Raw genomic sequence first — 25,443 nt, forward strand, 5'->3', positions numbered from 1 at the left:
CGGGGGCCCCCGCTGTCATGGTTCCGTCACGTCGCGCGGGTCAGGCGCGGCGACGGGTCAGACCGGTCCAGACGCGACCTGCGTCGCGGTCGGTGCCGCCCCGGATGGCGCCCAGCCAAGCGGCCACACCGGCCACCAGCGACGACACCGCCAGGAACAGGGCCGACCAGACGGCGGCGCGACGGGCCGATTCCGCGGCCTCGATGGCGGCGTCTTGCGCCTCCTGCAGGCGCAGCTCGGCCTCGGCCTGCAGCTCCTGGGCGCGCTGTTCGGCGGTGGCCAGGGCCTCATCGGCCTGGGCACGGGCCTCTTCCAGACGGGCCTCGGCCTCGGCGCGCAGCTCCTGGGCCTGGGTCACGGCCTGCTCGACACGGGTGTCGATCTGGGCCGGGGTCAACTCCGTCCGCGCAGCCAGTGCGGCGCGCAGATAGTCCAGGTCATCCTCGGGGACCTCGCCGGTGCGCAGCACGGTGCCCAGGATGCCCAAGACCTCGCTGCGGATCGCCTCGTCCGAGAATTGCTGCGGGGCCGCAGCGTCGCTGCGCAGCAGACGGTCGGTGACATAGTCCAGCGGATTGCCGCCCATGTCGCCGCCCGCAGCCTCTCCCGCGCCGGTGATCGCACCGCCGGCCAGTTGGCCCACGCCGCTGATCGCGCCGCCCGCCAGCTGACCTGCGCCGCCGACGATGCCGCCGGCCAGCTGGCCGGTACCCTGCAGGGCGCCGCCGACAGCCGCGCCGGTCGCCTCGACCGCAGTGCTGGCCGCGTTGCCCGCCGCACGCACGCCGGTGGACAGCGCGCCTGCCGCCAGGATGCCGGTCAGGATCATGCCGATGGCCCAGACAGTCAGGCCATGGACGCCGTCACGGGCCTCGGTCTCGTCCTCGGTGGCCATGCCGCGACGACGCATGCGTCCCGCCACATACCCGCCCAGACCATAGACCGCGACCATCGACACAAAGGCGAACAACCCGACCAGGATCAGGGCGAATGTGCCCAGACCCTGACCGGGTTCCGCCGAAACCGACCCCAGCCCGATGGCTGCGGTAAAGCCGGTGAACACGACCGAGGCGCCCGCCGCAATCGCGGCTCCGGCCAGGATCGAGGCCCAGTCCACATGCCCGCGCGGGGCGGAACCGGCTGTTTCGAGGGGTTCGTTCATCACCGTAAGCTCAGCGCAGGCCGAGGAACGACAGGACGAACAGGACGACGACGATCAGGCCGACAATGTAGATGATCGAGTTCATGGCAATTTTCCCTTTGCTTTGGACGTCCGTCACCGCGTTTGTCGCGGCGAGGTGACGCATCTGCCAGCAAACGGGCCAATGCGCGCCCAAGTTCCCTTGGCGGCTGGAAAATTTCGGGCCGTTCAGGCGGGACGGGTGGCGGTCGCCCGCGCGCGGGCCAGCCAGCCAAGGCCGCCCTGCGTCGTGCGGGCCGGTGCATATTCAGCCGAAACCCAGCCGCGATAGCCCCAGTCGTCCAGCGCCTCGAACAAGGCCGGGTGGTCCAGATCGCCGTGGTCGGGCTCGTGCCGACCGGGGCTGCCCGCGATCTGGATGTGGCGCACCAGCGGCGCCACTTTGCGCCAGCAGGCCAGCATGTCGCCGGTGATCGCCTGCGCGTGATAGGTGTCCAGTTGCAACCCCAGATTGGGCGCGGCGATACGGTCGATGATGTCGATGGCCAGGTCGTAATCGGCCAGGAAATAGCCCGGCACGTCGGTGCGGTTGATCGGCTCGATCGTCAGGCTGGCATGGGGCGCGCGTTCGGTGGCCCAGGCCAGGTTCGCGACAAAGGTCGCATGCGCCTCGGCGCCCTCGGCGCGTCCGGCCATGATGTGGATGTGGCGCGCGCGCAGCACCTGCGCCACACGCAGACTGCGTTCGAAATCGCGGCGAAAGCGCTCCTCCAGGCCCGGCACGGCGGCGAAACCGCGCGGGCCCCCCGCCCAATTCGGCGGCGGCGCGTTGATCAGCACGATCTCCATCCCCGACGCGACCGAGGCGCGATACAGCTCGGGGGCGGCGATGTCATAGGGAAACAGGATCTCGACCCCCTCGAAGCCCGCCTCGGCAGCGGCGGCAAAGCGGTCCAGCATCGGCATCTCGGTGAAAAGCGTCGTCAGGTTGGCGGCAAATCGCGGCATCACGGCTCCAGCGCAAAGACCTGCCCGCCCGAACGGATGCCCGCCCGGCCATCCGGCCCGATTTCAGCGGCCGCGGCCAGCCGGTAGAACGTCTTGCGGTCGATCAGCGCCTCCAGGCCCCGGCGGATGTGGACATAGGGGCGCGGCGCATCGACCGTGCCGCGCACCGTGATCGCATGATCCGGCCCCGCCGTCACCCGGTCGCCGACCGTCGTGGTGAACGTGATGGCATCGGGCGCGATATCGGCATCGGTCGCCAGAAAGGGCGCGTCCTCGACCCGGATGCCGATCTTTTCCACCGGAGAGACCAGGAAGAACCGATCCCCCTCGCGTTTCAGGATGCCCGCGAACAGGCGGACCATCGCCGGGCGCCCGATGGGCGTGCCGTCATGGACCCAGGTCCCGTCGGCGCGGATCACCAGGTCCATCTCTCCGCAATAGGGCGGGTTCCACAGGTGGACCGGGGCCGGTCCGCCCTTGGCGGCACTGGCCGCGGCCTGGGCCAGACCTTCGGGGCTCACGCTTTTGTCACCGTTTTCCGCCATTCGATCTGGTCGCCTCTGGTTGGACTGCCTATGGTTGCCCTTAAACCAGCGCGGGGGCAATGTCATGACGTCGGACGAAATTCTGGTGCAAGAGGTTCAGGCCCTGGCCGCCCGCCTGTCGGATGCCCGCGCCAGCACCGAGCGCCGTTTCGTGGGCCAGCACGATGTCGTGGAACAGGTTCTGGCCGCCATCCTGGCTGGCGGGCATGCCCTGCTGATCGGCCAGCCGGGCCTGGGCAAGACGATGCTGGTCGACACGCTGTCGACCGTGCTGGGCCTGGACAGCGCTCGCATCCAGTTCACCCCCGACCTGATGCCCGCCGACATCCTGGGCTCGGAGGTGCTGGACGCGCTGCCCGATGGCAGCCGGGCGTTCCGCTTTATCGAGGGGCCGGTCTTCACCCAGCTGCTGATGGCCGATGAGATCAACCGCGCCAGCCCCCGCACCCAGTCCGCCCTGCTGCAGGCCATGCAGGAGCGCGAAGTCACCATCAGCGGTCAGCACCGCCCCCTGGGCCGCCCCTTTCACGTCCTAGCCACCCAGAACCCGATCGAGCAGGAGGGCACCTATCCGCTGCCCGAGGCGCAGCTGGACCGGTTCCTGCTGCAGATCGACGTCGATTACCCGGACCGCGACACCGAACGCCAGATCCTGATGGCGACGACGGGCCTTGAGGATGACACGCCCCACGCGGCCTTTACCCCCGACCAGCTGATCGCGGCGCAGCGCCTGATCCGCCAGATGCCGGTCGGAGAGGCCGTGGTCGAGACGATCCTGGACCTGGTCCGCGCCGCCCGCCCCGGCGCGCCCGAGGCCGCGCCTTACGTCACCGACGCGCTGACCTGGGGGCCGGGACCCCGCGCCGCGCAGGCGCTGATGCTGGTCACCCGCGCGCGCGCCGTGCTGAACGGGCGCTATGCGCCGACGCTGGACGATGTGGCCGCGATGGCCGCGCCCGTGCTGCGCCACCGGATGGCGCTGTCCTTTGCCGCACGCGCCCGCGGAGAGACGGTCGATGCCGTGATCGCCCGGTTGCTGGACGACCGCATCGGGACGCGTCGCGCCGCATGAGCGTCTCGCCCACCGATCTGCGGGGCCCCTCCGACCTTCGGGCGCGCGCTGAGGCCGCTGCCGGGCATCTGCCCGGCCTGATCCTGTCCGCGGAACGGCTGGCGGCGCTGGTCGCGCCCGGCGCGCACGGTTTACGCCGCGCCGGTCCCGGAGAGGATTTCTGGCAATACCGCCCGGCGGGCGTGGGCGACGGGGCGCGCAGCATCGACTGGCGCCGCTCGGGCCGGTCCGACACGCAATTCGTGCGCGACCGCGAAGCGCAGACGGCGCAATCCGCCGCGATCTGGCTGTCGCGGGGCGCGGGGATGGATTTCACCGGCGGGCCGGATCGCCCGACCAAGGCCGCGCGCGGTCAGGTCCTGGCGCTGGCCTTGGGCATGCTGATGCTGCGCGGGGGCGAAAAGGTGGGCCTTCTGGGTCAGCCCGCCCGCGCGGGCCGCATCCAGGCCGACCGCCTGGCCGAGGCGCTGGCAACGCCCGCGCCGGATGCGGGCGACGCGCCCGCGCCTGCGCTGCGTCCGAACCTGCGGGTGGTGATTCTCAGCGATTTCCTGACCGATCCGGCCTGGGTCGCCGCGCTGCTGGCGCAGGCGGCGGGGCTGGGTGTCACCGGGCTGATGATCCAGATCCTGGACCCGGACGAGGCGCATTTTCCCTATGACGGCGCGGTCGAGTTCCGCTCGGGCAGCCTGCGCCATGACAGCCGCGATGCGGGCGGGCTACGCGCCGCCTATCTGGCGCGGCTGGCCGAGCGGCAGGCCTGGCTGTCCGAACAGGCACAGCGGGCGGGCTGGGGCTTTGGCACGCACCTGACCGATGCGGACCCGGCGCAGGCGCTCAGCTGGGCGTGGCAGGCCCTGGGGCAGGGGGCGCGCTGATGCTGGTCCTGGGACCTCTGGGGTTCGCGGCGCCCTGGCTGCTGGCGGCGCTGATCGCGCTGCCGGTGCTGTGGGTGATCCTGCGGGCAATGCCGCCCGCGCCGCGGCGCATCGTCTTTCCTGGGGTCGCGCTGCTGGCCGGGCTGGCAGACCGCGCGCCGGTCGCCACGCGCACGCCCTGGTGGCTGCTGCTGATCCGGCTGGCGGCGGTGGCGGCGCTGATCCTGGCCTTTGCCGGGCCGGTCTGGCGCCCGGTGGTGCAGGCCCCAGCCGACGGCCCGCTGCTGGTGGTGATGGATGCGGGCTTTGCCGCCGCCCCCGATTGGGCCGCCCGCCAGAGCCGGGCCGAGGCCGCGCTGACCCAGGCCGCTGCGGCCGGGCGCCCCGCCGCGTTGCTGTTGGCCGATGGCCGTGACGGGCAGGGGGCGCTGGCCTTCCGCCCGGGCGATGCTTGGCTGTCGGGCCTGCGCGGGGCTCAGCCACAGCCCTGGGCCACGCGCCTGCCCGGTGATCCCGCCACCGCGCTGGCCGATGCGCCGCAGGGCGCGCTGTCCACGCTGTGGCTGACGGACGGGACCGATCATGCGAACCGCGCGGCCTGGCTTGCTGCGCTGAATGATCGTGGCCCGGTCACCGTGGTGCCGCCCGCGCGGCCCCTGCGCACGCTGAGCCTGGCGGGGGGCGAGACGCCGTCGCTGACGCTGCACGCGACCGATGACGCGGCGCCCGCGGTGCAGGCCATCGGCCCCGACCCGCAGGGCATCGAACGCGCGCTGGCCAGCCTGACGCCCGGCGATGCCGTGACCCGCGACGGGCTGCGCCTGCGCCCCGTGGCCATCGACCTGCCGCCCGAATTGCGCAACCGCATCACCCGCTTCCAGGTCGAGGCCGAGGCCCATGCCGGGGCGGTCGTGCTGGCCGATGACCGCGTGCGCCGCCGCAAGGTCGCCCTGGTCGGCGACCCCCTGGCCGAGGGGCAGCAGCTGTTGGCCCAGACCCACTACCTGCGCCAGGCCCTGGCCCCCACGACCGATCTGGTCGAGGGCACGCTTGGCGATGTGCTGGACACCGCGCCCGACGTGATCGTGCTGGCCGATCAGGTCCAGCTGGCCGAGACGGCCGAGCTGACCAATTGGGTGGCCCAAGGCGGCCTGCTGATCCGCTTTGCCGGGCCGCGCATGGCGGGATACGACCGCCTGTCCGACGAGCCACTGCTGCCCGTGGCGCTGCGCCAGGGCGGGCGCGACATCGGCGGCGCGCTGTCCTGGGGCGACCCGCGCGGGCTGGCGCCCTTCCCCGAGGACGGGCCCTTTGCCGGGCTGGCGATCCCCGACGACGTGACTGTGCGCGCCCAGCTGATGGCCCAGCCCGCCCCCGATCTGGCGGGCAAGACGCTGGCGGCGCTGTCGGACAACACGCCGCTGGTGACCCGCGACAGGCTGGGCCAGGGGCAGGTCGTGCTGATCCATGTGACCGCCAATGCGGAATGGTCCAGCCTGCCGCTGTCGGGCCTGTTCCTGCAGATGATGGAGCGGCTGGTCGCCACCGCCCGCCTGTCGCCCACCGATGCCGCGCCACAGGACCGCGCCCAGCCCTTCTGGACGCCCGAGATCGTGCTGGACGGCTTTGGCCGCCCGTCCGAGGCGCAGGGCCTGTCCCCCGTGCCCGCCGCCGATCTGGCGCAGGGCCCCGGCCCCGACCGCCCCGCCGGGATCTATGCCGCGGGCGAGCGGCGGCAGGCACTGAACGCGGGCGGGCCCTTTGTGCTGGCCGACTGGCCCGGTGCCACGGTCGAGGCCGCAAGCACGGCGCCCGGCCGCGACCTGCGCGGCGCGCTGCTGGCGGCGGCGGTGCTGCTGATGGCGCTGGATGCGGTGGGCTCGGCCTGGCTGGGCCGGGGCCGCGCGCGCGGGGCCGCGGCGGCGACGCTGATGGCGCTGATGCTGCTGCCCGGCCCCCGGGCGCAGGCGCAGGAGCTGGACCCGCAGCTGATGCAGGCGGCATCCGAGGTGGCGCTGGCCTATGTCGTGACGGGCGATGCGCGCATCGACAGCGCCTCCCAGCAGGGGCTGGCGGGGCTGTCGCAGGCCCTGCGCAGCCGCACCTCGGTCGAGCCGGGGGCGCCCATCGGCGTCGATCTGGACCGCGATGACCTGTCGCTGCTGACCTTTCTGTACTGGCCGATCACCGAGGCGCAACCCGCGCCCGGTCCGCGCGCCTATCTGCGGCTAAACGCCTTCCTGCGCTCGGGGGGGATGATCCTGTTCGACACCCGCGACGGCGATATCGCGGGCGTGGGCGGGCCGGACATGTCGCAGGCGCTGCGCCGTCTGGCCGCCCCCCTGGACATCCCGCCGCTGGCCCCGGTGCCCGACGATCACGTCCTGACCCGCACCTTCTATCTGCTGGAGGATTTCCCGGGCCGCTGGCAGGGCAACCCGGTCTGGGTCGAGGCCCCCACCACCACCGCCCAGGCCGAGGCGGGCGTTCCCTTTCGCCAGCTGAACGACGGGGTCAGCCCGGTCGTCATCGGCGGCAACAGCTGGTCCGAGGCCTGGGCGCTGGACGAAAACGGCTATGCCGCCTATCCCATCGGCCAGGGCTGGGAGGGTGACCGCCAGCGCGAGATGGCCGTCCGCTTTGGCGTGAACCTGATCATGTATGTGCTGACCGGGAACTACAAATCCGACCAGGTGCATGTGCCCGCCCTGCTGGACCGCCTGGCGACCGAAGAGAGGCTGGCCCCATGACGCAGATCCGTTTCGACCCGGCCCTGCCCTGGTGGGCCATCGCGGTGCTGGCGGGGCTGGCCGCGCTGGTCGCGGGCTTTGCGCTGTGGCGCGGGCTGCGGGGCTGGGCGTGGCGGGGGCTGGCGGCGCTGGCCGCCTGCGCGGCGCTGGCGGGGCCTGCGCTGGAACGCGGCACCCGTGCGGCGCTGTCCGATATCGTGGTGCTGCTGGACGACCGCTCCTCCAGCCAGCAATTGCCGGGCCGTCCCGCGCAGGTCGATCAGGCCGTGGCCGAGCTGTCGTCCCAAATCGCGGCCCTGCCGGGGACCGATCTGCGCCGCGTGACCCTGGGCGACGGAGAGGACGGCACCGCGCTGGCCACCGCCCTGTCGCGCGCCATCGCGGCCGAGCCCGAGGCGCGGCTGGCCGGGGTGATCGCGCTAACCGACGGCCGGCTGCATGATGCGCCCCAGCTGCCGCAGGGCCTGCCCGCGCCGCTGCATGTGCTGCTGACCGGCCAGCCCGATGACTGGGACCGCCGTCTGGTGATCGAGGAGGCCCCCGCCTTTGGCCTGATCGACCAGGAGGTCACCATCCGCCTGCGCGTCGAGGATCAGGGCACCGTCCCGGAGGCCAGCCGCACCGGCAGCGTGGCCCTGCGCCTGTCCGTCGATGGCGAGGACGAACAGACCTTTGCCGTGCCGATGAACACCAGCCTGACTTTGCCGGTGATCCTGGGCCATGCGGGCCAGAATGTCGTGCAGATCGCCCTGGACACCGCGCCCGGAGAGCTGACCGACCGCAACAACGCCGCCGCCGTCAGCATCAATGGCGTGCGCGACCGCCTGCGCGTGCTGCTGGTCTCCGGAGAGCCGCATGCGGGGGAACGCACCTGGCGCAACCTGCTGAAATCGGATGCGGCGGTCGATCTGATCCATTTCACCATTCTGCGCCCGCCCGACAAGTTCGACGGCGTCCCGGTCAGCGAGCTGTCGCTGATCGCCTTTCCCACGCGCGAGCTGTTCCTGGAGCGGATCGACGATTTCGACCTGATCATCTTTGACCGCTACAGCGTGCGGGGCATCCTGCCGCCTGAATACTACATGAACATCGCCCGATACGTGGAGGAGGGCGGCGCGATCCTGGTGTCAGCGGGCCCCGAGATGGCCTCGGTCGAGAGCCTGCATCTGTCGCCTTTGGGCCGCATTCTGCCCGCACGCCCCACCGGCCGCGTGATCGAGGAGGCGTTCCTGCCGCGCCTTACCGATGAGGGCCGCCGCCACCCGGTCACCGCGGGCCTGGGCGGGCCGGACCCCGACGCGCCCGATTGGGGCCGCTGGCTGCGCCTGTCGCAGGTGACCCCCACCGGCGACGCGCAGGTCGCGATGACCGGGGCCGAGGACGCGCCCCTGCTGGTGCTGGACCGCGTGGGCGAGGGGCGTGTGGCGCTGCTGACCTCCGACCAGGTCTGGTTGTGGGGTCGCGGCTTCGAGGGGGGCGGCCCGCAGCTGGAGCTGCTGCGCCGCATCGCGCATTGGTCCATGAAGGAGCCCGAGCTGGAGGAGGAGGCCCTGCTGGCCGATATCCGCGACGGGCTGGCGGTGACCTTTACCCGCCGCACGATGCAGGACGCCGCAGGCCCGCTGCAGGTCACCGCGCCCGACGGAACGGTCACGCCCGTGCCGCTGGTGCCCGACGGGCCGGGGCGGTTCGTGGCCGACTGGACCGCGCCCGAGCCGGGGCTGTATCGGCTGGCCGATGGCGACATGCGCCGCGTCCTGGCGCTTGGCCCCGCGGCCCCGCGCGAATTCGAGGAGACGGTGGCCGACGCCCCGCTGCTGGCCCCGCTGATCGAGGCCAGCGGCGGCAGCGTCCAGCGCCTGTCGGACGGCATCCCCGACCTGCGCCAGGTCCGCGCGGGCCGGGCCGCCAGCGGCAGCGGCCTGGGCGGCCCGTGGATCGGCGTCACGCCCCGCGACGCGGCCACCGTGACCGGACTGGAGCGGCGGCCCCTGTTGCCCGCATGGGTCTGGCTGGCGCTGGTCGCGGGTCTGATCCTGACCGGCTGGCTGGCCGAGGGCCGCCGCCGCGCGGCCTGACGCTTGCCATCCGACGCCCCGGTTGGTAACCCCGACGAAACCGTCTCAAGGAAAGCAAATGGCTGACGACACGCGCAATCCCGCCCCCTATACCGAGGCTGACCTGTCGCTGATCAAGCGGATCATCCCGCACCGCTATCCCTTCCTGTTCATCGACAAGGTGCGCGAAATCGTGCCGTTCGAAGGCGCCGTGGGCATCAAGAACGTCACCGCCAACGAGCCGCATTTCCAGGGCCATTTCCCCAACCACCCGATCATGCCCGGCGTGACCATCATCGAGGCGATGGCCCAGACCGCCGCCGTCGTGGTGGGCATCAGCATGAACGTCATCGACGAGGAAATGCAGACCTATTTCATGGGCATCGACAACTGCAAGTTCCGCCGCATGGTCGTGCCCGGCGACGTGCTGGAGCTGCATTGCCGCGCGATCCGCGGCGGCGGCAAGATCTGGAAGTTCGAGGGCAAGGCCATGGTCGACGGCCAGCTGTGCGCATCGGCGGAATACACCGCGATGATGGCCCGCAAGGATGGCTGATGCCCTGATCCACCCCTCGGCCGTGATCGAGCCCGGCGCCGAAATCGGCGCGGGCGTCACGATCGGCCCGTTCTGCGTGGTCGGACCCAAGGTCCGGCTGGCGGACGGGGTGGAGCTGAAATCCCATGTCGTCGTCACCGGCGACACCTCGGTGGGCGAGGGGACGGTGATTTTCCCCTTCGCCAGCATCGGAGAGGTCCCCCAGGACCTGAAGTTCAAGGGCGAGGATGTCCGCCTGGAGATCGGCGCCCGCAACCGCATCCGCGAATACGTGACGATGAACCCAGGCACCGCCGGCGGCGGCAGCGTCACCAGGGTGGGCGATGACGGGTTGTTCATGGCCTCCAGCCATGTGGGCCACGATTGCCGCATCGGCGACCGGGTGATCCTGGCCAACAGCGTGGCCATCGCAGGCCATTGCGTGCTGGAGGATGACGTGATCGTGGGCGGGCTGTCGGGCGTGCATCAATGGGTCCGCATCGGTCGCGGCGCGATGATCGGCGCGGTGACGATGGTGACCGCCGACGTGATCCCCTACGGCCTGGTGCAGGGGCCGCGCGGGCATCTGGACGGGCTGAACCTGGTGGGGCTCAAGCGGCGCGGCGCGACCCGCGCCGACATCGCGGCGCTGCGCGCGCTGCTGGCCGATCTGGGCGCCGGATCGTTCCGCGACACCGCCCGCGGGCGTGCCGAGGCGCAGGTGACGGGAATGGAGCGGGACGTGCTGGAGTTCATCCTCGGTCCGTCCGACCGCAGCTTTCTGGCACCGCGCCCGGAATGAGCCGCATCGCCCTTATCGCGGGACAGGGCCTGCTGGCCCCCGCCGTCGCCGCCTGCCTGGACGACCCGCTGATCTATGCGCTGGAGGGGTTCGCCCCCGAGGGCTTGGCCGCGACCCCGTTCCGGTTGGAGCGGCTGGTGCCGTTCCTCGATGATCTGCATGACCGTGGCGTCACCCGCGTGGTCTTTGCCGGGGCGATCCGCCGCCCGCGCCTGGACCCCGAGGCCTTTGACCCGCGCACTGCCCAGTTGGTGCCCCGGATCCTGACGGCGATGCAGTCTGGCGACGACGCGGCCCTGCGCACGGTCCTCGACATCTTCGAGGAAAACGATCTGACCATCTGTTCCATAAGAGAAATCGCGCCTGACCTTATTCCCGCTGCGGGGGTTCTGACCGGCCAGCCCACTGATGCCGACAAACGCGACATGCACCGCGCGTCGCAGATCCTGGCGCAGACCGGGCCGCTGGATCTGGGGCAAGGCGCGGTCGTGGCGCAGGGCCTGTGCCTGGCGCTGGAGACGCTGCCCGGCACAGCCGCCATGCTGGATTTCGCGGCGCGCCATGCCGATTTGCGCCCCAACCCGACGGGCGCGCGGGGCGTGCTGTTCAAGGCGCCCAAGCCGGGTCAGGACCTGCGCATCGACCTGCCGACGCTTGGTCCCGACAGCGTCGATCAGGCGGCGGCGGCCGGTCTGGCGGGGCTGACCTGGGCGGCGGGGCAGGTGATCCTGCTGGACCGGGCCGAGATGGTGCGGCGCGCAGAGGCAGCCGGGCTGTTCCTCTGGGCGGTCGACGCGTCCGAGGTCGCCCAGGGCTGAAAAACGCTGGCCCTTTGCGCGCGTCCCCCCTACCCATGACCAGACAGCAAGAAGGCGGCACGGCATGCGTTACTTCCTGATCGCGGGCGAGGCTTCGGGCGACCAGCTGGGCGCCGCCCTGATGGAGGGGCTGCGCCATCTGGACCCCGAGGCCGCGTTCCTGGGCGTCGGCGGGCCCGCCATGACGCCCTTGGGCCTGTCCAGCCTGTTCCCGATGGATGAGCTGTCCATCATGGGCATCTGGGAGGTTCTGCCGAAATACCGCCACCTGAAACGCCGCATCGCCCAGACCGCGCAGGCGGTGATCGACGCCGCGCCGGACGTGCTGATCACCATCGACAGCCCCGATTTCGGCCTGCGCGTCGCGCGCCTGGTCCGCGCGCAGCGGCCCGATCTGCGCACGGTGCACTATGTCGCGCCGTCGGTCTGGGCCTGGCGGCCGGGGCGGGCGCTGAAGATGGCGCAGGTGATCGACCACGTCTTGGCCATCCTGCCCTTCGAGCCGCCGCTGATGCGGGCCGCTGGCATGACCTGCGATTTCGTGGGCCATCCGGTGGCCACCGCCGATGTGGCCGGTCCCGATCAGGCGCAGCTGTTCCGCAACGCGCATGGTATCGCGCCCGACGCGCCGGTGGTCCTGTGCCTGCCCGGATCGCGGCGCGGAGAGGTCACGCGCCTTGGCCCCCGCTTTGACGAAGCGCTGATCCGCCTGCGCGACCGCGTGCCCGAAATTCGCGTTGTGCTGCCCACGGTGCCGGGCGTGTCGGGGCTGATCCGCGACATGACCCGCCGCTGGCCCACCGCCCCCATCGTGATCGAGGAGCCGGATGAGAAACGCGCGGCCTTTGCCGCAGCCGACCTGGCGCTGGCGGCATCAGGCACGGTCAGCCTGGAGCTCGCTGCCAGCCGCATCCCGATGGTCATCGGCTATGACATGGCGCCCCTGTCGCGGCTGATCGTGGGGGCGCTGTTGCGGACCGATACGGTCACGCTGGTCAATCTGGTCAGCGACACGCGCGCCGTGCCGGAATTCCTGGGGTCGCGCTGTCAGCCCGGGCCCCTGGCCCTGGCGCTGCAGGACGCGCTGGAGGACCCGCGCCTGCGCGGTGCGCAGCTGGACGCGATGGACCTGACCATGGACCGTCTTGGCAAGGGGGGTGAGGCGCCGGGCGTTCGCGCGGCGCGCTCGGTTCTTCAGGCGATCACAGCACCGCGGTGACGATGATCTCGACCTTGTAGTCAGGGGTCGCCAGCGCCGATTCGCCGGTCGCGCGCGCGGGGGCGTGGCCCTGGGGCACCCAGGCATCCCAGACGGCGTTCATCTCGGCGAATTCGGCCATGTCGGCCATCCAGATCTGGGCCGAGACGATGCGCGTCTTGTCGGTCCCGGCCTGCGCCAGCAGCGCGTCGATCTGGGACAGGATCGCGGTCGTCTGATCGGTGACCGAGGTGCCGGGCTCTCCGACCTGGCCCGCCAGAAAGACGAAACCGTTGGCGATGACCGCCTGGCTCATCCGGGTGCCGGTTTCCAGGCGCTTGATGTCGGTCATGAAACTCTCCTTATGGGCTGATTGCGCGCGGACGCTATACGGGGGCGACAGGGGCGGCAAGCCGGGTTGCGGGCGTTCCGGTTGCGTTCTATCCTGTGGCCATGTCCGACCTGTCCCCCTTGCCCGCCATGCCCGGCCAGCGCCTTGCGCGTGGAACGGGCCGCCTGCTGCGCAGCCTGGATCACGCGGTGCTGACCGAATTCAGCCCCGTCCGGGGCCTGCGCGTGGACCTGATCAGCCTGGGCCCCAAGGGAGAGCTGTGGGTGATCGAATGCAAAAGCGGCCGCGCCGATTTCCGCGCCGACCGCAAATGGCAGGGCTATCTGGATTGGTGCGACCGCTATTTCTGGGCGGTGGACAGCGATTTTCCCGTCGATCTGCTGCCCGAGGATACGGGCCTGATCCATGCCGATGCCTTCGGCGCCGAGATCACCCGCATGGCCCCCGAACACCGCCTGTCCGCGCCGCGCCGCACCAAGGTGCAGCGCGATTTCGCCCGCGCGGCGGCGCTGCGTCTGCAGGTGCTGTGCGACCCCGAGGCGCTTATCGCCGGGGCTTCTTAGGCTTGCCGCCCTGACCCACGGCGCGGGCGGCCTCGGCGGCGGCCATCAGCTCCTCGGCGATCTCGGTCGCCTCCTCGGGGTCGAAATCCATCGGCAGGTCCACGCCCTCGCCCTGCACATAGATCCGCACCATGCCCAGGTCGGTCGGCCCGATCTGAATGTTCGCGGTGATGTCGCTTTCGCTGTTGATGCCCATGGCCTGTCCTTTCGCGTTGAAACTTTCTGTATCCCGGACACGATTTCGCGGCAAGCGGGGCTTGCATGCCGCGTCCGACGGGGCTAAAGAACCGCCCTGTGCCGCCTTAGCTCAGTTGGTTAGAGCGCTAGATTGTGGATCTAGAGGTCACCCGTTCGAGACGGGTAGGCGGTACCACCTCCCTCCCCGATTTTCTGCAGCGCAGCATCTTGCATCCCGTGCACGGTCCTGAAACCATGCCCCCCAGTCATGGGAGGACATGCGATGGGCCTGCTGGGAATTTTCCTGTCCCTGATCTTGCTGATGTATCTGGCCTATCGGGGCATCAACGTGCTGATCCTGGCGCCCGCGCTGTCGCTGCTGGCGGTGGTGATGTCGGGGGGGCTGCCGATCCTGGCGACCTATACGCAGGTCTTCATGGGGTCGCTTGGCGGTTATGTCATCACCTATTTCCCGCTGTTCCTGCTGGGTGCGATCTTCGGCAAGGTCATGGCCGACAGCGGGGCCGCGCGCGCCATTGCGGAATGGATCGTGGACCGGCTTGGCGCCGACCGCGCCGTCCTGGCGGTGGTGCTGTCCTGCGGGGTGCTGACCTATGGCGGCGTGTCGCTGTTCGTGGTGGCCTTCGCGGTCTATCCCATCGCCAACGCGCTGTTCCGCCGCGCGGATATTCCCAAACGCCTGCTGCCGGCGGCCATCGCGCTTGGGTCCTTCACCTTCACCATGACCGCGTTCCCGGGCACGCCCGCGATCCAGAACGCGATCCCGATGCCGTTCTTTGGCACCAATGTCTTTGCCGCGCCGCTGTTCGGCCTGCTGGCCGGGGTGATGATGCTGGCGGGCGGCACGATGTGGCTGAACCGCCGCGCCCGCAGCGCCGGGGCCGAGGGCTATGGCGACCACTCTTCCACCGCCGCCGACGCGACCCTGCCCGAGGATGCCGACCTGCCGCCCTTTGCGCTGGCGGTCCTGCCGGTGGTGTCGGTGATCGTGCTGAACGCGGTGCTGACCTGGTTCGTCTTTCCCACCATGACCGCAGATTACTTGGCCCAGCCCGAATACGGAGAGACGGACCTGTCCGCCGTGGCGGGCATCTGGGCGATCATCGTATCGCTGGTGGTGTCGATCCTGCTGGCCATCGGGCTGAACTGGCGGCGTTTCACCGACCTGCGCGAAAGCGTGAATGCCGGGACGATGGGCTCTCTGCTGCCGATCTTCAACACCGCGTCCGAGGTGGGGTACGGCGCGGTCATCGCCTCGCTGCCGGCCTTTGCGCTGATCCGGGATGTGGTTCTGGGTCTCTTTCCGGGCAACCCGGTCGCGTCGCTGGCGGTGGCGGTGAATGTGCTGGCGGGCATCACCGGCTCGGCCTCGGGGGGGATGTCCATCGCGCTGAACACGCTTGGCGAACAGTTCGCCGCGATGGGGCAGGCCCAGGGCATCAGCATGGAGCTGATGCACCGCGTCACGGCCCTGTCCTCGGGCGGGTTCGACGCGCTGCCCCATAACGGCGCGGTCATCACCCTGCTGGCGATCACCGGACTGACCCACAAGAAAAGCTATGCCGACATCTTCGTCGTCGCGGTGGCGATCCCGCTGCTGGCGTTGATCACCGTGATTGTGCTGGGCACGATCTTCTAGCGATAGCCCTGGGCTTGCAGCTCGAACAGCTCCTTGTAGCGGCCGGGCCGGGCGACCAACTCGGCATGACTGCCCTGGTCCTGAACGCGCCCGCCCTCCAGCACGATGATCCGGTCGGCCATCCGCACCGATGAGAAGCGGTGAGAGATCAGCAGCGCCGTCCGCCCCGCCGTCAGGTCGCGGAACCGCAGGAACACCTCGTATTCCGCCCGCGCGTCCAGCGCGGCGGTGGGCTCGTCCAGCACCAAGAGCTGCGCGTCGCGCATATAGGCCCGCGCGATGGCCAGCTTTTGCCATTCCCCGCCCGACAGGTCCAAGCCGCGGGCAAAGCGCTTGCCAACCATCTGGTCATACCCCTTGGGCAGCTTGGCGATGACCTGATCGGCCAGCGAGCGTTCGGCGGCGGCCACGATGCGGGGGCGGTCATCGCGGGCGTCGATCCGGCCGATGGCGATGTTCTCTGCCGCCGTCACGGCATAGCGCACGAAATCCTGAAAGATCACGCCCACGGTGCCGCGCAGCTGGTCCAGATCGTACTCGCGTAGGTCGCGCCCATCCAGTGTGATGCGCCCCTCATCTGGGTCATAGAGGCGCGCCAGCAGCTTGACGATGGTGGTCTTGCCCGCGCCGTTTTCGCCAACCAGCGCAACCGTTTCGCCCGCCCGCAGGTCCAGCGTCATGCCGCGGATCGCCCAATCGTCGCGCCCCGGATAGCGAAAACCGACATTCTCGAACCGGAACCCCTGCGCGATGGGCTGCGGCACCGGCAGGGGGTTCGTCGGGCTGGCGATGGCGGGGATGGCGGTGAAGAAGTCGAACAGGTCGTCCAGATACATCGCCTGTCCCGCCATGCTGGAGAACCCGGCCAGCAGCCCTTCCAGCAGCCCCCGCAGGCGCAGGAAGCTGCCCGACAGGAATGTCAGATCGCCGATGGACAGCTGCCCCGTCAGGGTGCGCGCGATGATCCACAGAAAGGCCGTGTAATAGGCCAGCGTGCCAAGGGCCGTCAGCACCGCCATGACCGACAGCTGACGACGCTGGATCACCCGGTTCTCCAGATAGAACCGCCGGGCCAGCGTCAGATATCTGTCGCGCAGCCAGGGGCTTAGGCCGAATATCTTGACCTCTTTCGCGGTCTCGGCCGTGGCCGCGATCATACGCAGGTAATCACGTTCGCGCCGGTCGGCGGCGCGGGCATGGTTCAGCGCATAGGTTCGGGCGTTGAAATGCATCTCTCCCATCAGGGACGGGATCAGCGCCAGCGCCAGCAGCACCACCAGCCAGGGGTTATAGACGACCAGACCCACGCCAAAGCTGAGGACTGTGACCGTGTCCTGCATCTGCTGCATCAGTTGATTGAGCAGGGGGATGCGCCCCATTGTCTGGCGCCGCGCCCGGTCCAGGCGGTCCTGAAAGCTGGCATCCTCGAACGAGGCCAGATCCAGACCCGCCGCATGGTCCATCAGCCGGATCGAGATGTCGATCACCAGCTTTTCCTGCAGCAGCGCATCGACATAGGCGACCAGACGGCCCAGCACGTCCTGCGCGACCGCCAGGCCCAGCTCTAGCGCGACCAGCACCATCAGCGTGTCGGCCAGCCCGCTGGACCACCAGCCCGACAGCGTGTCGGGGCCGCCCGAGGCCGACAGGGCCACGACCTGGTCGATGATCAGCTTGCCGACCCACAGCATCGCCACCGGCATCAGCGCCCGGATCAGGCGCAGCGCGATCATCGCCATGGTCAGCGCGGGGCTGGCCCGCCAGACCATGACCAGAAACGGCGGGATGTTCTTCAGCGCCGCCCAACGCGCCGCATAGTCAGGCGTGGCGGGGGCGTCGGGCGGCATCTCAGGCGGCCTCGGTGCGGCGGGCGTGGGCGATCTCGGCCTCGGTCAGGGGGCCGGGGAAATGGCAGGCGACCTGATGATCGCCCACCGTCAGCACCGGCACCGATGCCGCGCATTCCGCCCGCGCGCGGGGACAGCGCGTGCGGAACACGCAGCCCGAGGGCGGGTTCATGGGCGAGGGCAGGTCCCCCGCCAGCGGCACGATGGTCTTGGCGGTCTCGATCGTGGGGTCGGGGACCGGCACGGCGGACAGCAGGGCCTGCGTATAGGGGTGCTGGGGGTTGGAATACAGCGCCTGGACCGGCCCCGTCTCCATCACCTTGCCCAGATACAGGACCATCACCCGGTCGCTGATATGCTTTACCACCGACAGGTCGTGGGCGATGAAGATCAGCGCCAGCCCCAGCTCTTTCTGCAGGCGGATCAGCAGGTTGATCACCTGCGCCTGGATCGACACGTCCAGCGCCGAGACCGGTTCGTCGCAGATGATCAGCTTGGGCTCCACGATCAGGGCGCGGGCGATGCCGATGCGTTGGCACTGACCGCCGCTGAATTCATGGGAATAGCGGTTGATCTGGTTGGGCAACAGGCCGACCTTGTCCATCATCGCCTTGACGCGGTCGCGCACCTGGGCGCGGGGCAGGTCGGGACGGTGGGTGGTCAGGGGTTCAGCGATGATCTGGCCCACGGTCATGCGCGGGTTCAGGCTGGCCAGCGGGTCCTGGAACACCATCTGGATGTCCTGGCGATAGGCCATCATCTGCCGCGGCGTCAGCGCCAGCAGGTCCTTGCCGTCGATCCATTCCGCCTGCCCGGTGGCCGGGACCAGCCCGATCAGCGCGCGCGCCAGGGTCGATTTTCCGCAACCGGATTCGCCCACCACGCCCAGGGTTTCCCCCGGCGCCAGGGCGAAATCAACACCGTTGACGGCCCGCAGGGGCTGGGGCGCGGCCCAGGGCATCGCGCCCTCGCGCCGGATCTGAAAGGTCACGCGCAGGTCGCGCACATTCAGAAGATCACTCATGGCTTGGCCTCCGATCCGGGGGTCTGGGTGGCGCCGGCGGCACCGGCTCCGGCGACGGCGCCTGCGGGCAGGGTGTCATCGGCGGGCAGCGCGTCGCCCGCGGCCACCAGGTCGGGCTGCGGGTCGGCGCGCATGTGGCGGGCCGCGACCTCGGCCACGGGGGCGTGACAGGCGCGCGCGCGGCCGGGGGCGAATGCCTCCAGCGGGGGGTCGATGCTGGCGCAGCCCTCGCGGCGATAGGGGCAGCGCGGCTCGAACGCGCAGCCCGAGGGCGGGCGGCTCATGTTCGGGGGCTGGCCGGGGATGGCGCGCAGCTCCTCATCGTCCTGATCGACGCGCGGAATCGCGTCCAGCAGCCCTTGGGTATAGGGATGCGTGGGGTCGGCAAAGATCGGGCGCACCGGGCCAGTTTCCCGAATACGGCCGCCATACATCACCGCGACGCGTTCGCAGGACCCCGCGACGACGCCCAAGTCATGGGTGATCAGGATCATCGCCATGCCGAAATCGCGCTGCAGGTCGGACAGCAGCGCCATGATCTGCGCCTGGACCGTCACGTCCAGCGCGGTCGTCGGCTCATCCGCGATCAGCAGCTTGGGGCGGCACAGCAGCGCCATGGCGATCATCACCCGCTGCCGCATCCCGCCCGAAAATTCATGCGGGAACAGGCGGATGCGGCCCTTGGCATCGGGGATGCGGACGGCATCCAGCATGCGCACCGACTCCGCCACCGCGTCACGTTTGGACAGGCCCTTGTGCAGGGTCAGCACCTCGGCCATCTGGTCGGCCACCCGCATATAGGGGTTCAGCGAGGTCATCGGGTCCTGAAAGATCATCGCGATCTGTTCGGCCCGGATGCGGTTCAGCAGCTTGACGGGGGCGTTCAGGATCTCTTGCCCGTCGAACATCACGCTGCCACTGGCGCGACCGTTGCGCGCCAGCAGGCCCATGATGGCGAAGGACAGCTGAGACTTGCCGCTGCCGGATTCGCCGACGATCCCCAGGGTTTCGCCCGCGGCGACGGACAGGTTGACGTCGTTGACGGCGCGCACCTCGGCGTCGTTGGTCTGAAAGCGGACCGACAGGTCGGTCAGGGTCAGAAGGGTCATCCTACCGCTCCTTGGGGTCGAGGGCGTCGCGCAGGCCGTCGCCCACGAAGAAGAAGCCGAACAGCGTGATCACGAAGAAGAACAGCGGAAAGGCCAGCTGCCACAGCGTGCCATAGTTCATCGTGCCTGCCCCTTCGGAGATCAGCGCGCCCCAGGAGGTCAGGGGTTCCTGCACGCCCAGGCCCAGAAAGCTGATGAAGCTTTCGGTCAGGATCATCAGCGGCACCAGCAGCGTCGCATAGACCGCGACCACGCCCAGCAGGTTCGGGACGATGTGGCGGATGATGATGCGGAAGGACGACACGCCGGTGGCGCGCGCGGCCTCGATGAATTCTCGGTTCTTGAGGCTAAGCGTCTGACCGCGCACAATTCGGCTCATGTCCAGCCAGGAGATCAGGCCGATTCCCAGAAACAGCATCGACATGGACCGCCCGAACATCACCAGCAGCAGGATCAGCACGAACATGTAGGGGATCGACATCAGGATATCGACGGTGCGCATCATGATCTGGTCGGTGCGCCCGCCGACATAGCCCGCGGTGGCACCGTACAGCGTGCCGACGATGACCGCGATGGCCGCGCCCACGATGCCCACCATCAGGCTGATCTGGGTGCCCTGCACGACGCGCGCATAGAGGTCGCGGCCCAGATTGTCGGTGCCGAAATAATGGCCGTTTTCCAGCGAGGGCTGGCCCATCTGGGCGACCTGGCCCATGACGCTGAAATCCAGCTCCTCATTGGACCATTGCGCAAACTGGCCGCCGATCACCGCGAATAGCGACACCAGGACCAGGATCGTCAGGCCCAGCATCGCGGCCCGGTTGCGCAGGAACCGCCGCCGGGCGTCGGCCCATGGGCTGCGGCCCTTGACCTCGGCCTCGACAAAGCGGTCGGCCAGCGACTGCATCTTGGATTGATCGATGACCATGACCTAGTACCTGATCTTGGGGTCGATCCATGCGTAAAGCACGTCGACGATGAGGTTGAAGAGGATGGTCAGCGCGCCCACCAGAATGGTGACGCCCATCATCACGGCATAGTCGCGGTTCAGCGCACTGTCCACGAAGGCCTTGCCGATGCCCCCGGTCGAGAAATAGATGTCGATCACCACCGATCCGGTGATCATCGACACGAAGACCGGCCCCAGATAGCTGATCACCGGCAGCATCGCGGGTTTCAGCGCGTGGCGGATGATCACCCGGTGTTCTGGCATCCCCTTGGCCCGCGCGGTGCGGATGTGGTTCGAACCCAGCACCTCCAGCATCGACGACCGGGTGATGCGCGCGATCGACGCCATGTAGCTGGTCGACAGCGCGATCACCGGCATCACCCAGAAGCTTGGATCGTTGAACGACCATCCGCCGCCCGGCAGCCAGCGATACCACAGCGTGAAGACCAGCACCAATAGCGGCGCCATCACGAAATTGGGCAGGACCTGCGCGCCGATCGAGATGCCCACGGCCAGGTAATCGACCCAGCTGTTGTGCCAGATCGCCGCCACCACGCCCAGGGACACCCCCAGGATCACCGCCGCCAGAAAGGACAGCCCGCCATAGGTCAGCGTCACCGGAAAGCCGTTGGCAATCAGCTGGTTCACCGTCCGGTCGGGATAGACGAAGCTGGGCCCGAAATCGAAATGGATGACGACGCTGACCAGATAGTTCCAGATCTGCAGCCACAGCGGGTCGTTCAGCCCGTATTGCGCCTCCAGGTTGGCCAACACCTGCGGGGGCAGGGCGCGTTCGCCGGTGAAGGGGCCGCCCGGTGCCAGATGCATCAGGACGAAGGAAAAGACGATCAGCAGCAGCAGCGTGGGTATCGCCACCGCCAGCCGTCGCAGGATGAATGCGAACATCGCGAGGAGCCTTCCCTGCGGGATGGGTGAAACAGGCAGGGCCGGGGCGGCCTTCGCCACCCCGGCCCCCGGTCATGATCGCAGCTTATTCAGCGACGCGATACAGGTCCTTGGCATACCAGGTGTTCAACAGGTTCTCGCGGGGCAGGCCCTTGATCGCCGGGTTGATCATGTCGACCTTGGCATAGTGATAGACGAAGACCGCGGGAACCTCCTCGGCCAGGATCTCCTCGGCGCGCTGGTACAGGGGCGCGGTGTCCTCGGCGGTGCGGGCATCGGCCAGCAGCTGGTCGTATTCGGCATTCGACCACTTGCCGCTGTTGTATCCGTCGGTGCGGAACCAGTCCAGGAAGGTCGACGCCTCGTTATAGTCGGCGCACCAGGCATAGCGCGCGACCTCGAAGTTGCCCGACTGCAGGCGGTCGGTGTGGACGGCCCATTCGACGTTGTTCAGCTCGACCTGGATGCCCAGGGGGCGCCAGAACTGCTGGGCCGCGATGGCCAGCAGGCGGTGGCTTTCGTCGGTGTTGTACTGCAGCTGCAGGCGGACCGGGTTGTCGGGGCCGTATCCGGCCTCGGCCAGCAATTCGCGGGCGCGCTCCAGGCGCTGGTCCATCGGCATGTCCTGCATGCCGTCCTCAGGCGCTGCAAAGCCGTCGATGGCCCAGTGGGTCCAGCTATAGGCCGGACGCTGGCCGCCCTGCAGAACCTGGTCCACGATCACCTCGCGGTTCAGCGACAGGGCCATGGCCTCGCGGACGCGCTGATCCTTGAGCGCCTCGGGGCCGGTCTCGCCCAGGTTCAGCACATAGGCATAGCTGCAGCCTTGCGGCACCGAGACGGCCTGGTCGGGGAACTGTTCGGACAGGCGCGGGAACTGGCCCGCGGGGATCTGCACGCGGTCCAGCTCTCCGGCCTGATAGCGGGTCAGGGCCACGTTGGTGTCGTTCACGGTGACGCCGCGGACGGTCTCCATCACCACGTTCTCGGCGTCCCAATAGGCGGGGTTCTTCTGGAACACGATCTCGACGCCCAGATTGTGGCTGGCCAGGGTATAGGCGCCGTTGCCGACGATGTTGGCGGGCTGGGTCCAGGCCTGGCCGTGCTCTTCGACCACCGCGCGGGGCACGGGATAGGTCGTGGCATGCGACAGGGTGTTCAGGAAATAGGGCGTGGGCGCGGACAGCGTCACCTGCAGCGTCCGGTCGTCCAGCGCCGCGACGCCCAGCTGGTCGGGCGTCATCTCGCCCGCGATGATCGCGGTGGCGTTGTCGACGTTCATCAGCTCGATGTACCAGGCGTATTCGGACGCGGTCTCGGGCGTGACGACGCGCTGCCAGGCAAAGACGAAATCATCCGCGGTGACCGGATCGCCGTTGGACCAGGTCGCCTCGCGCAGGGTGAAGGTATAGGTCAGGCCGTCGTCGCTGACCTCATGGCTCTCGGCCATGCCGGGGATCATCTCGCCGGTGGCGCTCTCGGTCATCAGGCCCTCGAACAGCGACCGCAGCGCGTCCGAACCCTCGACATCGGTGTTCAGCGCCGGGTCCAGCGACTTGATCGCGTCCAGCAGCCAATAGGTATAGGTCTGGTTCTCGGCCAGGGTCTCGCCCTCGGCGGGCTGGACGGCGAATGCGGGCATCGCCAGGGCGGTCAGCAGGGCAGTGGTTGCGAAAAGCTTGGTCATCCCAACTCCTCCAAGTTGTGTGTCGGTGTCTTCGGGCACCGGAATGGGGTGACGTTTATTGAAAGTGCAGACATGGGCAAGCGGCGTTTGCGGCTTTCCAAGCCGCGCGGGCTGTGGAAAACAGGCGCGCATGACGGAACGCGGACAGATCACCCTGGTCACCGGCGGCGCACGGTCGGGCAAGTCGGCCCTGGCCGAGCGGCTGGTGCTGCGCCATGCCATGCCCCGGATCTATATCGCCACGGCCGAGGCCCGCGATGGCGAGATGGGTGAAAGAATCGCACAACATCAGCAGGATCGCGGCCCCGGCTGGCGCACCATAGAGGAGCCTGTGGACCTGTGCGGCGCGCTGCGCGCCAGCGACGGGCAGGGGGTTCGGCTTGTCGATTGCCTGACGCTGTGGATGTCGAATTGCATGGGTTCGGCGGATATTGGCGCATTGGTCGTGACGTTACGTCAGCAATCCTGTCCTGTTGTGCTGGTCACGAATGAACTGGGCCAGGGCATCGTGCCCGACAATGCCCTGGCGCGGCGGTTCCGCGACGATCACGGACGCATGAACCAGGCCGTGGCGCAGGCCGCGGACCAGGTCTGGATGGCCGTCAGCGGGATGCCGCTGCGGCTGAAACCCTTTGGCGAGAATCCTGATGACCCGATTTGACCAGACCGCCGCCGATGCCGCCGCCGCGCGTCAGGCCCAGCTGACCAAGCCGCCCGGATCGCTTGGCCGGTTGGAGGATCTGGCCGTGTTCATGGCGGGCTGGCAGGGCACCGAACGCCCCCGGCTGGACCGCGCGCAGGCGCTGGTCTTTGCGGGCAATCATGGCGTCACGGCGCAGGGCATCACGCCCTTTCCGCCCGCGGTGACGGCGGGAATGGTCGCGAATTTCGACGCGGGCGGCGCGGCGATCAACCAGCTGTGTCGCGTGGCGGGCGCCGATCTGGGCGTCGTCGCGCTGGATCTGGACCGGCCCACCGCCGATTTCACCCAAGGCCCCGCGATGACCATGGCCGAGGTGGCGGACGCGATGGCGCGTGGCGCCGACGCCGTGGACCCTCAGGCGCAGGTCCTGCTGCTGGGAGAGATGGGGATCGGCAATTCCACCGTCTCGGCGGCGCTGGCGGCGGCGTGCTTTGGCGGTCGGGCCGAGGATTGGGTCGGCCCCGGCACCGGCGCGCATGGCGACATGCTGGCCGCCAAGGTCCGCGTCGTGACCGAGGGGCTGGCCCGCCATGCCGTGACCGGCACACGCGACACGCTGGCGGCGTTCGGCGGGCGCGAACAGGCGGCGATCTGCGGGGCCATCCTGCGGGCGCGCGAGTTGCGCATTCCGGTGATCCTGGACGGCTTCATCTGCACGGCGGCGGCGGGTGTCCTGACCCGCGACGACCCCGACGCGCTGGCCCATTGCCTGATCGGCCATGAAAGCGCCGAGCCGGGCCACCGCCGCCTGATCGCGGCGCTTGGCATGCCGCCGGTCCTGTCGCTGGACATGCGCTTGGGCGAGGGGTCGGGGGCTGCCGTGGCGCTTCTGGTGCTGCGCGCCGCGCTGGAGTGCCATAACGGCATGGCGACCTTCGCCGAGGCCGGGCTTGTCTAGACCGCAGCAGCTGATCCTGGCGCTGGTGTTCCTGACGCGGCTGCCGCTTGGGCGGTTCCTGCCCGCGCGGGTCGTGCCTCTGTCGCAGGCGGCCTGGGCCTTTCCGCTGGCGGGGCTGGTCGTGGGCGCGCTGGCGGGGCTGCCGCTGTGGATCATGGGGCCGGGGCTGCTGCCAGCCGCGCTGGCGGTCGCGGGCGCGATCTGGCTGACCGGCGCGCTGCACGAGGACGCGCTGGCCGATTTCGCCGATGCGGGCGGCGGGCGCGACCGGGCCGACCGGCTGCGCATCATGCGCGATTCGGCCATCGGCAGCTATGGCGCGGCGGCGCTGCTGGCCGTGAGTCTGGTGCGGGTCGCGGCGCTGGCGGGCCTGGGGCCGCCGGCGCTGATCGGCGTGATGGCAGCGGGGCGGGTGGCGCCCGTGATGCTGATGCGCGCCCTGCCTGCGGCGCGGGACGACGGGCTGGGGCAGGGCGCGGGGCGGCCGTCGCGCCGCGCCGTCGCGGTCGCGGCGCTGACCGGGGCTGTGGCGCTGCTGGTCTGCGCGCCGGGGCCGTGGGGGGCGGTGCTGGCCATGGCGCTGGCCAGGCTGTCGGTCGTCGCGGTGTCGCGCCGGGCCTGCCGGTTGCTGGGCGGGCAGACGGGCGATGTGCTGGGCGCATCGGTCCTTCTGGCGGAAACGGCGGCGCTGGTGGGCATGGCCGCCTTGACCTAGGGTCAGCGTCGGGAAAAACTTGACCGCCGCGGGGCGCTTGCAGCATATC

At 69.6% G+C, this 25,443-nt stretch carries 25 protein-coding genes and 1 tRNA gene; 14 read left to right on the top strand and 12 right to left on the bottom strand.

The genetic code is table 11. From position 1 onward, the window contains the following. Nucleotides 1-40: 40 nt before the first annotated feature. Genes FA740_RS14885 through FA740_RS14895 form a run of 4 tightly spaced genes read right to left on the bottom strand, consistent with a single transcriptional unit; the run spans nt 41 to nt 2,694 of the window. Complete coding sequence (locus FA740_RS14885) at nt 41-1,162, bottom strand: hypothetical protein (RefSeq protein ID WP_246053663.1); 1,122 nt, start codon at nt 1,160-1,162, stop codon at nt 41-43. A 10-nt stretch (nt 1,163-1,172) separates the two neighbouring features. After that, on the bottom strand, nt 1,173-1,337 hold the full coding sequence (locus tag FA740_RS19760; RefSeq protein WP_169306319.1) for a hypothetical protein: 165 nt from the start codon (nt 1,335-1,337) through the stop codon (nt 1,173-1,175). A 32-nt stretch (nt 1,338-1,369) separates the two neighbouring features. Beyond that, nucleotides 1,370-2,149: a hydroxypyruvate isomerase family protein gene (locus FA740_RS14890; protein ID WP_136857562.1), complete on the bottom strand. Its 780-nt coding sequence runs from the start codon at nt 2,147-2,149 to the stop codon at nt 1,370-1,372. After that, nucleotides 2,149-2,694 carry a DUF1285 domain-containing protein gene (locus FA740_RS14895; RefSeq protein WP_136857563.1) on the bottom strand — a complete coding sequence of 182 codons (546 nt, stop codon included), beginning with the start codon at nt 2,692-2,694 and terminating at the stop codon, nt 2,149-2,151. The genes FA740_RS14890 and FA740_RS14895 overlap by 1 nt, the downstream gene beginning before the upstream one ends. 64 nt (nt 2,695-2,758) lie before the next feature. On the opposite strand from FA740_RS14895, the gene FA740_RS14900 reads away from it, so the two are divergent. The 8 genes from FA740_RS14900 to lpxB all read left to right on the top strand — a co-directional run bounded on the left by FA740_RS14900 (nt 2,759) and on the right by lpxB (nt 12,825). After that, entirely contained in the window at nt 2,759-3,766 is a 1,008-nt protein-coding gene (locus FA740_RS14900; RefSeq protein ID WP_136857564.1) for an AAA family ATPase, read from the top strand. Then, on the top strand, nt 3,763-4,644 hold the full coding sequence (locus FA740_RS14905) for a DUF58 domain-containing protein (RefSeq protein ID WP_136857565.1): 882 nt from the start codon (nt 3,763-3,765) through the stop codon (nt 4,642-4,644). The genes FA740_RS14900 and FA740_RS14905 overlap by 4 nt, the downstream gene beginning before the upstream one ends. Beyond that, entirely contained in the window at nt 4,644-7,394 is a 2,751-nt protein-coding gene (locus FA740_RS14910; RefSeq protein WP_136857566.1) for a DUF4159 domain-containing protein, read from the top strand. The genes FA740_RS14905 and FA740_RS14910 overlap by 1 nt, the downstream gene beginning before the upstream one ends. Then, nucleotides 7,391-9,472 carry a hypothetical protein gene (locus tag FA740_RS14915; RefSeq protein ID WP_136857567.1) on the top strand — a complete coding sequence of 694 codons (2,082 nt, stop codon included), beginning with the start codon at nt 7,391-7,393 and terminating at the stop codon, nt 9,470-9,472. Before FA740_RS14910 ends, FA740_RS14915 begins: the two co-directional genes overlap by 4 nt. A 58-nt stretch (nt 9,473-9,530) precedes the next feature. Further along, entirely contained in the window at nt 9,531-10,007 is a 477-nt protein-coding gene (gene fabZ, locus FA740_RS14920) for a 3-hydroxyacyl-ACP dehydratase FabZ (protein ID WP_136857568.1), read from the top strand. Further along, nucleotides 10,000-10,788, top strand: a complete 789-nt coding sequence (gene lpxA / locus FA740_RS14925; protein ID WP_136857569.1) for an acyl-ACP--UDP-N-acetylglucosamine O-acyltransferase — start codon at nt 10,000-10,002, stop codon at nt 10,786-10,788. The genes fabZ and lpxA overlap by 8 nt, the downstream gene beginning before the upstream one ends. Further along, complete coding sequence (locus FA740_RS14930) at nt 10,785-11,606, top strand: LpxI family protein (RefSeq protein WP_136857570.1); 822 nt, start codon at nt 10,785-10,787, stop codon at nt 11,604-11,606. The genes lpxA and FA740_RS14930 overlap by 4 nt, the downstream gene beginning before the upstream one ends. 64 nt (nt 11,607-11,670) lie before the next feature. Beyond that, nucleotides 11,671-12,825 (top strand): lipid-A-disaccharide synthase, encoded by a 1,155-nt coding sequence (lpxB, locus tag FA740_RS14935; protein ID WP_136857571.1) that lies wholly within the window; start codon nt 11,671-11,673, stop codon nt 12,823-12,825. On the opposite strand, the gene FA740_RS14940 is transcribed toward lpxB, so the two are convergent. After that, nucleotides 12,809-13,156, bottom strand: coding sequence for a RidA family protein (locus tag FA740_RS14940; RefSeq protein WP_136857572.1), 348 nt, complete (start codon nt 13,154-13,156; stop codon nt 12,809-12,811). The two genes, lpxB and FA740_RS14940, sit on opposite strands and share 17 nt — an antisense overlap. A 101-nt stretch (nt 13,157-13,257) precedes the next feature. On the opposite strand from FA740_RS14940, the gene FA740_RS14945 reads away from it, so the two are divergent. Beyond that, nucleotides 13,258-13,719 carry an MmcB family DNA repair protein gene (locus FA740_RS14945; RefSeq protein WP_136857573.1) on the top strand — a complete coding sequence of 154 codons (462 nt, stop codon included), beginning with the start codon at nt 13,258-13,260 and terminating at the stop codon, nt 13,717-13,719. On the opposite strand, the gene FA740_RS14950 is transcribed toward FA740_RS14945, so the two are convergent. After that, entirely contained in the window at nt 13,700-13,915 is a 216-nt protein-coding gene (locus FA740_RS14950; protein ID WP_136857574.1) for a DUF6324 family protein, read from the bottom strand. The two genes, FA740_RS14945 and FA740_RS14950, sit on opposite strands and share 20 nt — an antisense overlap. Nucleotides 13,916-14,015: 100 nt before the next feature. On the opposite strand from FA740_RS14950, the gene FA740_RS14955 reads away from it, so the two are divergent. Both FA740_RS14955 and FA740_RS14960 read left to right on the top strand, forming a co-directional pair. After that, nucleotides 14,016-14,092 (top strand) — tRNA-His (locus FA740_RS14955). An 87-nt stretch (nt 14,093-14,179) separates the two neighbouring features. Further along, entirely contained in the window at nt 14,180-15,556 is a 1,377-nt protein-coding gene (locus FA740_RS14960; protein ID WP_136857575.1) for a GntP family permease, read from the top strand. Here the strand turns inward: FA740_RS14960 and FA740_RS14965 are convergent. The 6 genes from FA740_RS14965 to FA740_RS14990 form a co-directional block, all read right to left on the bottom strand. Then, complete coding sequence (locus FA740_RS14965; protein ID WP_136857576.1) at nt 15,553-17,403, bottom strand: ABC transporter ATP-binding protein; 1,851 nt, start codon at nt 17,401-17,403, stop codon at nt 15,553-15,555. The genes FA740_RS14960 and FA740_RS14965 overlap by 4 nt on opposite strands. 1 nt (nt 17,404) lies before the next feature. Next, complete coding sequence (locus FA740_RS14970; protein WP_136857577.1) at nt 17,405-18,427, bottom strand: oligopeptide/dipeptide ABC transporter ATP-binding protein; 1,023 nt, start codon at nt 18,425-18,427, stop codon at nt 17,405-17,407. Then, the gene (locus tag FA740_RS14975; protein ID WP_136857578.1) at nt 18,424-19,536 is read right to left on the bottom strand and encodes an oligopeptide/dipeptide ABC transporter ATP-binding protein; all 1,113 of its coding nucleotides are present in this window, start codon (nt 19,534-19,536) and stop codon (nt 18,424-18,426) included. The genes FA740_RS14970 and FA740_RS14975 overlap by 4 nt, the downstream gene beginning before the upstream one ends. Before the next feature lies 1 nt (nt 19,537). After that, the gene (locus FA740_RS14980; protein WP_246053664.1) at nt 19,538-20,464 is read right to left on the bottom strand and encodes an ABC transporter permease subunit; all 927 of its coding nucleotides are present in this window, start codon (nt 20,462-20,464) and stop codon (nt 19,538-19,540) included. A gap of 3 nt (nt 20,465-20,467) precedes the next feature. Further along, nucleotides 20,468-21,391 carry an oligopeptide ABC transporter permease OppB gene (gene oppB / locus FA740_RS14985; RefSeq protein WP_136857579.1) on the bottom strand — a complete coding sequence of 308 codons (924 nt, stop codon included), beginning with the start codon at nt 21,389-21,391 and terminating at the stop codon, nt 20,468-20,470. Between the two features lie 85 nt (nt 21,392-21,476). After that, entirely contained in the window at nt 21,477-23,078 is a 1,602-nt protein-coding gene (locus tag FA740_RS14990) for a peptide ABC transporter substrate-binding protein (RefSeq protein WP_136857580.1), read from the bottom strand. Nucleotides 23,079-23,208: 130 nt separating this feature from the next. Here FA740_RS14990 and cobU point away from each other — a divergent pair, with 130 nt between their 5' ends. From cobU to cobS, 3 genes are read left to right on the top strand one after another with little or no spacing between them, the layout of a single operon-like run. Next, entirely contained in the window at nt 23,209-23,739 is a 531-nt protein-coding gene (cobU, locus tag FA740_RS14995) for a bifunctional adenosylcobinamide kinase/adenosylcobinamide-phosphate guanylyltransferase (RefSeq protein WP_136857581.1), read from the top strand. Then, entirely contained in the window at nt 23,726-24,679 is a 954-nt protein-coding gene (gene cobT / locus FA740_RS15000; protein ID WP_136857582.1) for a nicotinate-nucleotide--dimethylbenzimidazole phosphoribosyltransferase, read from the top strand. Before cobU ends, cobT begins: the two co-directional genes overlap by 14 nt. Further along, the gene (cobS, locus tag FA740_RS15005; protein ID WP_136857583.1) at nt 24,672-25,394 is read left to right on the top strand and encodes an adenosylcobinamide-GDP ribazoletransferase; all 723 of its coding nucleotides are present in this window, start codon (nt 24,672-24,674) and stop codon (nt 25,392-25,394) included. Before cobT ends, cobS begins: the two co-directional genes overlap by 8 nt. Nucleotides 25,395-25,443 lie beyond the last annotated feature (49 nt).

Source organism: Paracoccus hibiscisoli, from assembly GCF_005048265.1.
GTDB classification, from domain to species: Bacteria; Pseudomonadota; Alphaproteobacteria; order Rhodobacterales; family Rhodobacteraceae; genus Paracoccus; species Paracoccus hibiscisoli.